The organism is Lactiplantibacillus sp. ME-2, assembly GCF_022549155.1.
In the GTDB taxonomy this organism is placed as follows: Bacteria; Bacillota; Bacilli; order Lactobacillales; family Lactobacillaceae; genus Lactiplantibacillus; species Lactiplantibacillus plantarum.
Map to the genome: position 1 here is coordinate 1 of NZ_JAKZEQ010000053.1, position 13,990 is coordinate 13,990.

The 13,990-nt window shown below is 45.2% G+C and carries 8 protein-coding genes; 4 read left to right on the forward strand and 4 right to left on the reverse strand.

Annotation, left to right across the window (positions count from 1 at the left end; translation table 11 throughout):
- The coding region (locus MMY95_RS14085; protein WP_241277736.1) for a MucBP domain-containing protein at nucleotides 1-2,807 on the reverse strand (2,807 nt) is incomplete at its 3' end.
- A 455-nt stretch (nucleotides 2,808-3,262) separates the two neighbouring features.
- Nucleotides 3,263-4,744: an FAD-dependent oxidoreductase gene (locus tag MMY95_RS14090; protein ID WP_053267547.1), complete on the reverse strand. Its 1,482-nt coding sequence runs from the start codon at nucleotides 4,742-4,744 to the stop codon at nucleotides 3,263-3,265.
- 170 nt (nucleotides 4,745-4,914) lie between these two features.
- On the opposite strand from MMY95_RS14090, the gene MMY95_RS14095 reads away from it, so the two are divergent.
- From MMY95_RS14095 to MMY95_RS14105, 3 genes are all read left to right on the forward strand, one after another.
- On the forward strand, nucleotides 4,915-5,823 hold the full coding sequence (locus tag MMY95_RS14095) for a LysR family transcriptional regulator (RefSeq protein WP_053267548.1): 909 nt from the start codon (nucleotides 4,915-4,917) through the stop codon (nucleotides 5,821-5,823).
- A 154-nt stretch (nucleotides 5,824-5,977) separates the two neighbouring features.
- The gene (gene nudC, locus MMY95_RS14100; RefSeq protein ID WP_003642367.1) at nucleotides 5,978-6,802 is read left to right on the forward strand and encodes an NAD(+) diphosphatase; all 825 of its coding nucleotides are present in this window, start codon (nucleotides 5,978-5,980) and stop codon (nucleotides 6,800-6,802) included.
- A gap of 301 nt (nucleotides 6,803-7,103) precedes the next feature.
- Complete coding sequence (locus MMY95_RS14105; RefSeq protein WP_053267549.1) at nucleotides 7,104-8,705, forward strand: cation:proton antiporter; 1,602 nt, start codon at nucleotides 7,104-7,106, stop codon at nucleotides 8,703-8,705.
- Between the two features lie 534 nt (nucleotides 8,706-9,239).
- Here the strand turns inward: MMY95_RS14105 and lepA are convergent.
- Both lepA and MMY95_RS14115 read right to left on the reverse strand, forming a co-directional pair.
- Complete coding sequence (lepA, locus tag MMY95_RS14110) at nucleotides 9,240-11,027, reverse strand: translation elongation factor 4 (protein WP_053267550.1); 1,788 nt, start codon at nucleotides 11,025-11,027, stop codon at nucleotides 9,240-9,242.
- Entirely contained in the window at nucleotides 11,024-11,686 is a 663-nt protein-coding gene (locus MMY95_RS14115) for a TetR/AcrR family transcriptional regulator (protein WP_015380951.1), read from the reverse strand. The genes lepA and MMY95_RS14115 overlap by 4 nt, the downstream gene beginning before the upstream one ends.
- 967 nt (nucleotides 11,687-12,653) lie before the next feature.
- Here MMY95_RS14115 and MMY95_RS14120 point away from each other — a divergent pair.
- Nucleotides 12,654-13,979: a DUF285 domain-containing protein gene (locus MMY95_RS14120; protein WP_238352244.1), complete on the forward strand. Its 1,326-nt coding sequence runs from the start codon at nucleotides 12,654-12,656 to the stop codon at nucleotides 13,977-13,979.
- Nucleotides 13,980-13,990: the final 11 nt, after the last annotated feature.

Genomic DNA, 13,990 nt, shown 5'->3' on the forward strand with positions numbered 1-13,990 from the left:
TTAGTCTCATACGCTGCGCCGATTTCACCAGTGTGGGTGATATCAGGTTGTAAGGTTTTACCATCTTCGTCTTGATAACTGGCAGTCACCGGCTGTGGAATCTGCTTGGTATAGATGTAGGTGACTTGTTGCGGTTCCTTGGTAAAGGTACCAGTTGCGTTGCCGATAGTCTTAACTAAGTCGTAGTCTGGAATCTCTAGCGCCTTAGTCTCATATGCTGCGCCGATTTCACCAGTGTGGGTGATATCAGGTTGTAAGGCTTTGCCATCTTCGTCTTGATAGCTGGCAGTCACCGGCTGTGGAACTTGTTTTGTATAAATGTAGATAACGTGCTGCGGTTCAGCTGTAAACGTGCCGGCCGCGTTGTCAGGTGTTTTTGTGAGATCGTAGCCCGCGATTTCGAGCGGCTTGGTCGTGTATGGATCACCTGCCAAACCGTTGCAAGTCGTGTCTGGCTGCAGGGTCTTTCCTTGTTCATCCTGATAGCTGACCGTCACAGGGGCCCCAGCTGTTTTATCATAAACGTAAGTGACCGCTTGCGGTTCCGCACTGAAAGTACCTTGTGGGGCGCCTTGGGTTTCAACGTGGGTATAGTTCGTAATATCAGCCGGGGTGCTTTGATAATCTTCACCAACGAGGCCGGTCAATTCTTCCGAGTCGCGCAGAGCGGCACCGTTACGATCGACATGGTGAATGGTTACTGGGGCCGCTTTGGCTGCTAATACATAGGGCTGAAAGACATGGAACACCGGTGAACTGCCATCTGAGCCTTGAGCAACCAAATAAAAGTTTTTATCATTTGGGACAACGTTGATGCTGACGCCGTTAGTGACGAACTGACCGTTGGCATCACCAGTGAAGCCTGGAATCTGTGGTACTAACTGATTGAATGTCAACCCACCTTGACCGTCGGGTACCACGTTACTCAGGTCACCATTCACGGCTTTTCCCGCGCCGTTGAAGTAGAACCGGTAGTAGAATTGGCCGTTAGGAGTTAGTTGAACTGGTTTCAAAATGGCGGCTTGCGATTTAAGGACAGCTTGCTGCCCGTTTGGTAAATAAAAGCGGTTCTTTAAGGTTGCACTGGTCGTGTCTTGATCGACATAAACGAGCGGTTCTAGAATTGTCTGCCCAAGATAAGTAGTTGTCTTGAGGTTCGGTAAGTCTTTAAAGACTGACAAATCAGCAATATGGTTGTAAGCGACGTCCAGTTCTTGTAGGTTTGTCAAATGCGTAATCGGCGATAAATCACTGACACGGTTATGCTGAATATTCAGCACAGTTAATTTGGTCAGACCAGCCAATGGTGAAATATCAGTCACGTCGCCGTTATAATAACCGCCAAGTGCGTTGAGACCGTTATTGAGCCAAATGGTTTTCAGGTTCGTCGCATATTGCAGCCCTTCCAAGGAGTATGGTGTATGACCATCAATATAAGTGTTTTCTCCATAGAATTGGGTTAATAATTGCATATCATCTTTAGTAATATCGTTAACAGATTTAAACTGATGGTCGGGGAGTTTCAAAGCTTGTAACTCGCGTAAAACGGCTTCTTGAAGGTGCTTGTTCGGCATCCAAGTATCAATAGATTCAATTGGCGTCGTCGCTGCGGTCGGCACGACTGTACCAACACTAGTCGCGGGCTTTTCAGCTGTCGTTGCCGCTGAAGCAGCTTCTGCGTTAGCTTGTTCGGCATATTCGGAATAGGTACTGGAAGCTAAGCTATTAATAACACTGGTAATTTGAAAAGTAGTCGCTGCCGAAGTCGCGGTGCTAGCGGGAACAGTCGCATGCGAAGTGTCAGGTGTTGCGGCGCTTTCGACACTAGCAGCACTAGCGTCGGCGGAATACGTGCTGGCAGCGATACTATTGACGGCGCTGGTTATCACGCTAGCCGAGGCGGCGCTTGCCGCACTAGCTGCCATCTTAGCACCACTAGTGGGCGCAGACGAGCTGCTCGAAATAGCACTCGTCATTGGATGAATAACCTCTGAACCGTCAGATATCTGGCTTGTACTTGTAGTGCTTGCTGCGGCTGATTTTTCTGAGCTAGTCTCACTGGAAGTCGAAAGCGGCATTGACTCGGCAGCACTATCAGTTGTCGTCACACTAGTAGGAGCCGTGCTGTTAGCTGCCGTACTATTAGTGACGTCTGGCGCAGCGGCACTAGCCGTCTTGGCGGTTGTCATGCTGCCGACTGAAGTTGGTACGGGCATACTTGTAGAGCTAGCAGGGGTCGTTGAATGAATTACACTAGAACTGTCAGTTTGCTGGCTTGTACTCATAGCCTTGTTGGGTGTACTACTTTCAGCACTAGTTGGACTGGAACTAGCATTAGGCGTTGCAGTTGTGTCTGTTGGATACTTAGTGGTCGCAGAGCTGGCCATGGCCGCCGAAGTTGGGATCAGGTTATTGGTGCTTGCTGCCTCGGTCACACTTGAACTAGGTTCGGCGGCGTGACCACTTGTCGCTGAAGAGCTGGCCATTGCTGACATCAATGAGCCACTAGTAGCCGTTGATTTCGCGGGCAGTGCTGCGGTACTGGTTGCTGCAGGGCTACTGGTTGTAGTGCTGCCAGTTGCGCTACTACCAGTTGTCGATGTTAAGGTAACTTGACTGCCGGATAGCGGGTTAGTCGGCGCTGTTTGCTGAACAGTCGGCGCGGTGGTAGTGGGTGTTATTGGCGAATCAGTGGCCGCAAAGGCGTCTTGATTGGTCAAAATAATGCCAGCCAAAATTGTGGCCGCAATCCCAGTAATTAAGTGCCACTTTGGTGGGTTATTAGTGATAATTTTTCGCTTGTTCAAAATAATCATACTCCTTTTGATGATTGATTTAGTCATAAGCACACTAAATTAGTTAAAGTGTAGCACCATTATTTGGGCGGGTCTAGCTAGTTTGGTGGGCGTTTTGGCACTTAGTTGTGAATGGCTGGATGCCGGTGCTTTCCAAAATTATGGAAAAAACCGTTATTTGACGGTACTTAACGCCGATGTTGAGCTGAGTTAGAACGGATGGACATTAAGAAGTGCACGCTGGTAGCGCTGAAATGCTTGTTTTTTTAAAGTTTGGTGGTCCGCAAAGGCAAGTTGGTAAACTTGCCTAAGAATGGCGCTCAAGCCAGAGCTACCGATTAACTTGCGAGGTTGCGGTGAAATTGGTAGTCACTAAACTGCCCATCAGCGTGTCAATGTGAAGACAGCCTAAAACGACCTTTCCAGATAACTTCCGGGAAGGTCGTTTTAGGTTTATAAATAAGGGATTAATGACTAACGATTGACTGCTGGTGCGTGTATTGCGCCGCGTGCCGACCGGAATTGCGTCCAGAGTAGAAGGCGTAGCCAACACAGGTTCCAGGCATGTTAGGACCATACGTATCACCAGTTAGTCCAGCGGCGTCGTTGCCAGCAGCGTATAGACCGGTGATCGGCTGACCAGTAGTGTCTAAAACTTCATTATTAGTGGTTATTTTGAGACCGCCCATGGTACAAAAGGCACCAACATTGAGTTCAAAGCCGTAAAATGGACCTTGCGAAACTTTAACGAGATATTCAGGATTCTTGCCGAAATCATCGTCTTGACCATTATCACAATATTGGTTGTAAGTTTGAATGGAGTGGGGGACTTGATCAACAGGTAGGTGCATTTTGGTCGCCAGTGCTTCAATCGTATCGGCTTTAAAAATAAATGGTTTATTGGCGGCCACGGCTGCATCGATTTCAGCCTGGAGTTTCGTCATTTTTTCGCCCCGCCGAACGTAAACACCTAAGCCCATGAAGTTCCCGTCCTGAGCCATTTTGTTGATCACACCTTGGTCGAGAATGCTGAATACTTGGTTTTGGGTGTAGAGCGCGTTGCCGGCGTATGAGAAGTTATAAACGACAGCTTCATCGACAAATCGTTCCCCATGTTCGTTTAGCCAGAGCAACGGTTGCTGACCGGCCGCTGTTTCCATCTGGGAGGCCATGTACTTAAAGGAAGGTTCGCTCGGATCTTTGAGATAACCGCCAAAGAGCATCGCCATTCCCGTGCCATATTGTTGTGCACCGGCTTGCCACGCTAGCCGAAGACCGTCACCAGTTCCTTTACCTGAACTAACTGGAATTAAGCGGCGCGTGTCATAGTGGGTCAGTTTCTGCATCATGTCGGGATTATTGAGGTAACCACCGGTAGCAAGAATGACTGCGGCCGTATTGATGACTTGGGTCTCATTAGTGGCGGCACTTTGAATCGTTACACCGGTAATTGCACCGTCAGTGGCTTGATGTAGCGTGGTGGCGGTCGTGGAAGTCAGTAGTTCGACACCCAGCTTTTGTGCTTGTGGTTGTAAAGCGTCATGTAAGACGGCTTGGCCCATTCCTTTATAAATATGCCACGTGGCTTCGCCGGCACCCATTGCTTGTACGCCTTCGTATTCGACACCTTGATCTTTAAGCCATTGCACCGTGTTGGCGCTATCGTCCAAGTAACGACGCCAGATTCGAGAATCAGCGCGATATTTAGAATAGTCGACTTCTTCTTTTAAAACGTCAGTGGCGGAAACGTTGATGTTTTGGGCCTTTTGTAAGTATGAGTCGACGGCAAAGAGACCCTCAGTGTAATTGCTGCTACCGCCAGTATGGCGTCCTTTTTCGAGTAATAACACGGACGCGCCGTGTTGTGCGGCTTCTAGGGCTGCCGCTGTTCCTGCTGCTCCGGTACCAACGACGACAATATCGTATGAATCATGTTTTGCTAACGTCATGTCAATTCCTCCAAACTGATTTGTTATCTAATGAGCATTTGACGGCTGAATTCACCATTACTATAATGAAGTAACCGCTATCACACCCTCATCATAACGGGGGTATGGTGGTTAGCAAACAGACAATTTGGTTCGGCAGGCGAATCAATCGTGCGGATGGAGTTGAAAAAATGGATCTTGACCGGCTACAGACGTTCTTAAAAGTTGTTCAGTATGGTAGTTTTCAGCAAGTGGCTGCCCGTGAATACCGTTCACAGCGGACGGTATCAAAGCAAATGACCCAGTTAGAAAATGAATTGAAAGTGACGTTATTTGACCGTGGACAGAACAGAATTCAATTGACTCCTCAGGGGCGGTTATTTTGGGCATCTGCTCAGGATATTGTGAACAACTATACGACGGCCTTGACGGAGTTACGTCAATTTAATGTTCCTACTGATCAAATCTTACGAGTCGGTTATTTCTCAGCCTTTGAGCAGCGGCTCCTATTACCGGCCTTATACGATTTAAAGCAACAGCATTCGGAGCTGCAACTCGTTGTTCGGCAAGGGAGTAACGAGCATCTGGCGCAGCAAGTAGCTGATGGTTCACTTGATTTAGCACTATCGATTAATTATGGCCGTCCCGCCGTTACTCCAGAATCACAGTTAACCGCTGTCCCAATTTATCATAATCAAATGGTGATTGGGGTGAGCCGGCTAAATCCACTGAGTCGATTGTCACAATTGCCACCGAGTGCGTTGGCGACTTTGCCCATTTTATATTACAGCCCAGAAAGCTCGACATTTTTATTAGAAAGTTTTTTGGCTAGTGCCCCATTTATCCAAAACTATGAGCAGATTCGGCGAGTGCCGAGTGCAGAACAGATGCACTTGTTGGTTGCGTTGAACCAAGCTTTGGCATTCTATCCTGCGGGGTTAGTGCCAACTGAGCATGATGAACAAGTCGCGTATTTGCCGATTACGGATGCTGCGCAACAAGGCTATGACATCGTGGCGTTATTAAAATCAAACCGGTCCCGGCCGTTGATAGCCAAATTGGTACAGCGGTTAAAGGCGAACGCGAAATCTGACGAGTAGAAGATTAACCTCACAGTGAGAAAGTACTGATACGGTGAGCTTGCTTAAGTAAAAGGACCGGCTGAGATTGCAGGCCTGTAAAAATTCAGTGACTCCGTTATAATAAAACCATTGTTCTCAAACTAATGAATTTATACAGGAAAGTGGGCCCAACATGTTTCAAGATATTCAACCACACGTTTTAAAAAATCAGAATGATCAGCAGCGGGCACCCCGGTCGGGCGATTATATCTTAATTGGTCGTCAACAACAGGTGCTTTTAATGAATGGAACCTTGCCCAAGTACGAAGATATCGATGCGGATTACGCGTTTAGCCCTGACCAGTATCAGTATTTGCTGGCTGTCGATCAGGCGGCCTTTTTCTGGGTCGATGTTGATGCGGTTGCGAATGATAACTATACCGTTGGCACCACTCGAGGGTTCCGAGACCTAACACCGGCCTGGTTGGCTTTCAGTAGTGCGACGGCTGCCCATTTGGCTTGGTGGTATGATACGAAGCGGTTCTGCGGGCATTGCGGCCAACCATTACATCCAGGCGCTACGGAACGGTCACTGGTGTGTGCAGCGTGTGGTCAGACGATTTATCCGACGATTATGCCTGCGATTATTGTTGGCGTGACGAATGGTGATAAAATTTTGATGACCAAGTTTTTATCCGGCTACAATCATTTTTCACTGATTTCAGGTTATACCGAAATCGGTGAGACCTTTGAAGATACCGTTCGCCGGGAAGTCTTTGAAGAAGTCGGCCTTGAAGTTCATAATATTCGGTACTTCGGTAGCCAACCGTGGGCGCCATCACACTCCTTACTGGCCGGCTATTTTGCGGACCTTAATGAGAACGTGGCAATTGAGCTAGAGACGGACGAACTATCGAAAGCCCAATGGTTCCAGCGTGACCAAATTCCTCATAATGATACGAACACGAGCCTGACATGGACGATGATTGAAGCATTTCGGCATCATCAGGAGAAGTAGAATTATGCTACATTATACCGAAAATTAAACGGAAGTTTTTAATAAGATAGCGTACTGAGAATTGAAAGCTAAATTCTTGGTACGCTATTTTGATGTGATGGTCGAGTCTAAGGCGACTTTCCTACAAACAACCATTATTTAAAATGATGGTAGTGACGATATAAGCAGTTATTTAGTGGGCTATGAGATCATAGCTTGAAGTCAATTAATGATAGTGTCATAAAGTGTGGTTACTTTACAAGATGGGCTAAACTGATGATAATCAATATTAGTTATATTAATTAAAAAAGGGTGAAGCAGAATGGCACTACTTATTTCGACTGGTGTGTTAGTGGTTGCGGCAATGGTTAGTATTGTAATTAACCGTCGTTGGCTCCCACGACTATCGGTCAACTATGTGAGCATGTTTATTGGAGCGGGGATTGCGGTTATCCCGTTCTTAAATGGCCTTATCGAAAAGTTCAATTCAGATATTTTTATTGGACTGATTGTAGCACCATTATTATATTTTGAAGGCCAGAATACGCGGCTGAATTTAGTTGGTCGTCACGTACGAGAAATTGTGAGTCTTACAGTTGGCATGGTGATTTTATGTGCAGTCATGGCTGGACTCGGCACTAGCCTGCTAGCGGGTGTTGGACTACCATTAGCCTTTATCTTGGCTGCTATCAGTACACCAACTGACGCAACGGCTACTGAGTCGGTGACGATGGGCCGGGTGCTACCGCAGCGTGAACAGACTAGTTTGAAATTAGAATCATTGTTTAATGATGCTTCGGGAATCATTCTGCTAAACATGGCTATTCTGTGGTATGTTAACGGTTATATTAATTATTCGCAGACCTTATGGGATTTCGTCTATGCAGCTGGTGGAGGGATTGCTTTTGGTGGCCTTGTAAGCGGCTTAATTGTTTATATTCGACAATTAATGTTGCGCTCTAAACTTAATTTTATTAATAACACGTATAATAATGGTACTCCGTTAAAAGTGATTTATTTAATGACACCATTTGTGTTGTACTTTGGTGCTGAAGCACTTGGTGTTTCCAGTATCATTGCTGTTGTATTTGCGGGATTAGTTCATAATGCTGAAGGGGAGCGGAGTGCATTAGCCAATCCTCAGCTCGCCAGTGATATTTATCAATTAATTGGCCTATTGAGCGATATTTTAAATAGTGTGGTCTTTATTGTATTGGGAATTATGTTATTGCGGACCGCGTTGGATCATTCCGTCTCTTATAATGGATCACTGATCTGGATTGTAATTGGTGTTATTTTATACGTGGCCAATCTATTAGCACGTTATGGTTACGTTCGACTTATTCATCATGTCCCTAATCGAGAAGCGTGGGTATTTGCTTTGGGGGGCATTCATGGTGCTGTGACGTTTGCGTTGGCCTTTACCGTTGCGGAAACTCAAGTCAAAACGACTGATTTCAATTTAGTCTTGATGTCTGAAAGCTTATTGATTATTTTGAGCTTATTAGTACCAACGATTGTTTTTCGCTGGCTATTGCCGAAAATTAAGACTGATACGGATGGTGCGGCCAAAATGGCGGTGATTAGAGAACAGATGATTGAAGCTGGAGTTCATGATTTGTGGCAAATGCCGATTTCACAAGAATTTAAAGCTGCGGTGACGTTTGACCTACGTTCACAGAATGGACACACGACAGTTCGACAGTTTATTTCGGAATGGCGTCGGATGGTCCAACATCCTGAATATACTGCTGATGAAATGCGTGAACTAATGGTTATTTATCGACAAGTATTTCAAACGGAACGCGATTATTTGCAGCGACAATACGATGCGACACATGCCATTAGCGAAGACTTGTTTAACCGCTTGTATCATGAAATTACGATGGCTGAGATGGTTGTTCTGGAGTATGGTGTGAAGTAAGCGGGATAATCCAAGATTGGTGTGGCAAGTCGAAATATTGATTGGTGATCGTCTCAAATGTAAAGGCACCCCAATACTTATTCACTGTGAATAAGTATTGGGGTGCCTTTTTAAGACTGACTAGAAACCTGCAATTAAATAGTTGGTAATAAATATTAAGTTGGCTGTCAGTGTTTAAATCAATAAGGGGGAATTTTTGTTGATTGCCAGAACTTGATGGGGATATTGCAAGCGAGTGTGATTAGTTGTTTGGAAAGTTCGGCAATGCCACCACTTGATTCATCCGGGGACTGATATGGTGCATGATGTCAAATATGGTCATTAGGATGGCAGTCAAAACAATGACTCGCCGGCGAGTGCCATAATAAAACCAGCCAAAACGTGAGTTAATTGTTTTGACTGGTTAAATTAGATTTATTAAAAATTAATGCTGGGTTGTTTAAACGTGAAAACCAACGTCTGATTGGCTGCATTGCAAGGGCTAGTTTCACCCGATTGATTGAAACCCAGAGATCAACGGATGGTCTAACTTGATTAAAGGCTTAAAATTGCATTAAAAACACTTTGTGGCAGCTTAATCGTATTTTTGGACGCGCGGCGTTTATTAGCGCTTTGCCGTCGTAGTAGGGCCGCTTTTTTGGAAGTACTGTGTTGTTCGCCGTTCACCGCTGCATTTTTACGCAATGGTGGGACATCGACGCGGGCGATAACCTTACCTTCAACACGTGCTTGGACGGGTGTGGGATATAGTTGCCGTGGAACCGTCGTCTTCAGATTGGCGACCAATTGCTGCGTCATGTTGGGGGCGTCTTCACGATGGACGATGAAGGTCAACGCATCTACGGGCGCATAGTTGATATCAACTTCAACTTTGACTAGATCACTGACTTCATTAGCCATAAAGGCGGTGCTTAAACTCGCAAAGCCATGTGAGACTGATTTTAGTTCTGAGAAAAAGTGGTAGGCGATTTCTGACAAGGGTATCTTGAGACTTGCAACAATCAAGTCCCCGCTGTTTGCCAAGTCGATCAAGGTCCCTTTATGCTGTTCCGCAAGCTTTAATACGGCATTTAGATTGTCAGCAGGCATCGTGATCTCGGCTTTCATAAAGGGTTCAGTCACTTCTTTAATGAGACTGAATGCCGGAAACTGAACGGGATTATTGACGATCACTTGCTGACCATTGGTGAGTGTAACGTGGTAAGTCACATTGGGAGCCGTTGTTAGCACGTCGACCCCGTACTCATCGTGGAGTCGTTCACGAATGATTTGGAGGTGAAAGGTCCCTAGAAATCCGCAACGGAAGCCAACGCCAAGCGCCTCGGATCGTTCTTCAACATAGGTAAATGACGGGTCGTTCAAGTTCAATTTCTGAACGGCCTCCTTAAGCGCGGGATAGTCATTATTCTTGGGATATAAGCCCGCGAAGACCATTGATTTGGCTGGTTGGTAGCCGGCTAGCGGCCACTGCGTGGGGGTGGCGACGGACGTCAGCGTATCACCAACACGGACTTTTCGTGGATCTTTAATACCAGTGACCACGTAACCGACGTCACCAGCGCTTAGCGATTCTTGGGGGTGCATTTGAGGCGCGAAGACACCAATGGCCTTGCCGTTAAAATCCTGTTGTCCTTGCATTAAGCGCAGTGATTGTTGCGATTTGAGCTGACCATCAATCAGTCGGACATAAGCAATGACACCTTGGTATGGGTCATACAACGAATCAAAGACTAAAGCTTTCAGTGGCTGGTGTAAGTCGCCTTGGGGAGCTGGCAACCGCTGCTTGATGGCTTCCAAGACGGCCGGCACGCCTTGCCCGGTTTTAGCGGAAATTTGCAAGACTTGCTCGGGTGTGAAAGCTGAGTCGAGGTCGTTCAATTGGGCCAACGCAGCGTCAATATCCGCAGAGGGCAGATCAACTTTATTGAGAACTGGTATCAAGGTTAATTGACGTTGTTTGGCAATTCGGTAATTGGCAATGGTCTGCGCTTGAACGCCCTGAGTGGCGTCTACTAATAGGATGGCGCCCTCGGTAGCAGCCAAGCTTTTAGCCACTTCGTAATTGAAATCAACGTGACCAGGGGTGTCGATTAAGTTATATTCATATTCTTGACCATCATCGGCCTGATAGTAATTCCGAACTGTGCGTGCTTTGACAGTCACACCATGAGCCTGTTCAACGGTCATATCGTCTAATAATTGGGCGTGTTGTTCACGCGCACTGACGGTCTGGGTCAGCGCCATGATTTGATCCGCCAACGTTGATTTACCATGATCAATGTGGGCGATGATGGCGAAGTTACGGATATGGGATTGTTTCATTTGTGCGAAAACTCCTTCAAATATTGGGTCAAGTAGTAACGAATTTGTTGTTGGGCCTCCGGTATGAGTCGAATTTCGAAGTCGGGATAATCAACGGATAATTTATGATGATTAAAGCTGGTCAAAGCCGCCATATTCATGAGCCCACTGATAATGCCACTTTGAATAATGAACAGGTGGCTAAATTGGGACTGGTCTAATAAGTGGTCTGTTTGGATAACGAGTTGTTGTCCTAAGCGTTGACTGGCGCGATACAGGGCCTCACGTTGTGTGATGGTTTCCTGCATGTTAGCTTTGCCTTCTAGGATTGGCCCACGAATGGCATTCAATCGAATCAGAACGCTATGTTCTTCAATTAATTGGCGAGTTTGGGTGGTCATCCACGCGATAAAGTCGTCAGCTGATAGTGGTGGTTGCTGGGCTAAGTCGGTCGTGAGTTGGGTAAAGTATTGTTGATAGTCTTCCAATAAAATCGTCATGAACAAGTCTTCTTTGGTCGTGAAATAGCGAAAAGTCGCCCCCTTAGAGCTACCGACGGCTTCCGCAATTTGCTGCATGGTGATTTCGGGATAGCTCCTATGGGCAAATAAATTAATGGCAGCCGTCATGATGGCTTGACGCTTGGCTGCTTTTTGACTGGGCGTATAGATATTAGCCATGTCGGATCCTCCTAATTTAAAAATGACCGGTGGTTATCTTTGAACCAGAATACGCCAAAAATAATCACGGGTCAAGATTGAAGTGGTGAGTGCTGGGCTAAGTCGGTCTTGAGTTGTGTAAAGTACCGCTGATAGTCTTCCAATAAGAGCGTCATGAACGAGTCTTCTTTGGTCATAAACTAACAAAAGGTCGTTCCTGTTAATATTTGATTATTAAATATATGGTATTAATTATAGTTTCTATTGGAATAATTTCGGAGTTAAAGGGAGAGCAGAGCTGCATTATTTAGTGGGATTTATCATTACAACTGGCAATGATTAGATAACTAGGCAGGTTGGGTGATTAAAAGCGCTATGTGTAGTTTGCGGATATTTTGGAAAGTGATAATCAGGCCGAATATTAATGGTGTCCATCCGGTTTATTCGGTCTAACTGTCACGTAAGCCTTCTGGATTAACAGGGGTGGATAAATGTAATAAATACGTTAAAATTTTTAACCATTATAAAATAATAATGTTATAATTATACGGTAAACAGGGGAAACAATACTGTCTGTTATCTATTGTTGATAATAAGGGTATCAGCGCGATATTAAATTTATTTTTATAATCAAACTGTGGATGAAAGGTTAACGGCTGAGCCGTTAGTCTCTAATAAAGGGCGATAATGATTAAGAAACGGTGCAAAAAGACGCCAGTACGGATCAGAAGTCCAAAATAGCCTGCGTTATATTGTAACTACCGTGCAGGCTAATCGTTGGCAAGGCCGGTTACCACCGACTAGTGAGCAAGTGTGCCAATGGTTACTAGTTGCATTAGGTGTTCTACTACTGGGACTGCTATTGATTGCTAGTTAGGGTAACTATAAATGTGAGCGCTATCAATGACTGAAGTTAAAAGATTACGCTGTCACATAGAATTGCTGATTAAAAGGAGATGGTCGGGTGCGGCGAATATGTAAAGTATTAATGGTAATTATCAGTATTATTTTAGGAAGTAGTGCGCCATTGAATATGACAATACCACCGTTATTGGCGCTGGCCGCGCCGGACACTAGTAGTTCTTCGACGATGAGTAGCAGCGCAATTAGCAAAGTTACTGATACCAATGTGATGGCCGTGAGTGCGGATGTGACGAGTACAACAGACACGTCTGATACGAGTAGCTCTGACAGTACGTCGGCGACTAGTACCACGACGGGTAATGATACCACTGAGACGGCAGACACGGCAGTGGAATCTGGAACTGTTGGGACGGTAGCATGGACCATTGACGACGCAGGGGTGTTAACGCTTAGTGGTGGTAGCTTTGCTGATTTAACTGGTAAACGTTCGCCTTGGTATGATTATGCTTCATTGATTACGAATATAAAGATTACGGATGAAATTACGGTCACAACGGCTTCGAATTATGGATTCTTGTTTGCTAGCCTCGCTAACGTAGCAATAGTCACAGGTTTAAATAAGCTTTCGATGAGTGGTGTAACTAGTACCGAGTCTATGTTTTATCGTGATAGCAAGTTAACTTCAGTCGATTTTGGACAGACCGATTTTTCAACAGTGACTACTATGGAATCAATGTTTGAAGGGTGTAGCGTGTTAACCAAAGTAAATACTACGAACTGGGATGTCAGTCACGTAAAGAGTTTTAAGAGAACATTTTATATGTGTGGAAAACTCACTATGCTTGATGTGAGTAACTGGGATGTAACACAAGTAACTAATTTAGACAGTACATTTTTTGGCTGTTCTTCACTGCCTGAGTTAGATGTTAGTCGCTGGAATACGGTTAATGTGACAACACTATCGGATACATTTTATAATTGTTCTTCAGTAAAGATAATAAACGTAAGTGGTTGGGATACGGCACGAGTAACCGATATGTCTGCTACTTTTATGGACTGTTCTTTGGTAACTGAACTTAATGTTAGTGGTTGGGATACAGCGAAGGTAACTAGCATGTTTCGAATGTTTTATGATTGTAAAAATATCATCCAACTAGACGTTTCTGGATGGATCACTTCCCAAGTAACTTCACTGGGGAGTATATTTCAAAACTGTTCTAAAGTAGTAACGCTGGATGTTGGTACTTGGGATACTAGTAAGGTTACGGATATGTCATTTTTATTTGGAGGCTGCAGTTCTTTAACGACTTTAAATCTTGAAAAATGGGATACTGGTTCTGTAACAACTCTTTATTCCACCTTTTATAACTGTTCTGGGTTGACTAGTTTGCTGGTTGATACTTGGGATACTAGGGACTGTCTGAAAACTAAAAATTCAGGTATAATCTGAGGAAAAACGAA

Bases quoted from the DNA above. Each gene is read 5' to 3' on its own strand.
- MMY95_RS14120 (WP_238352244.1), top strand. From the start codon at position 12,654: ATGGTAATTATCAGTATTATTTTAGGAAGTAGTGCGCCATTGAATATG.
- MMY95_RS14105 (WP_053267549.1), top strand. From the start codon at position 7,104: ATGGCACTACTTATTTCGACTGGTGTGTTAGTGGTTGCGGCAATGGTT.
- nudC (WP_003642367.1), top strand. From the start codon at position 5,978: ATGTTTCAAGATATTCAACCACACGTTTTAAAAAATCAGAATGATCAG.
- MMY95_RS14115 (WP_015380951.1), bottom strand. From the start codon at position 11,686: ATGGCTAATATCTATACGCCCAGTCAAAAAGCAGCCAAGCGTCAAGCC.
- MMY95_RS14095 (WP_053267548.1), top strand. From the start codon at position 4,915: ATGGATCTTGACCGGCTACAGACGTTCTTAAAAGTTGTTCAGTATGGT.
- MMY95_RS14090 (WP_053267547.1), bottom strand. From the start codon at position 4,744: ATGACGTTAGCAAAACATGATTCATACGATATTGTCGTCGTTGGTACC.
- lepA (WP_053267550.1), bottom strand. From the start codon at position 11,027: ATGAAACAATCCCATATCCGTAACTTCGCCATCATCGCCCACATTGAT.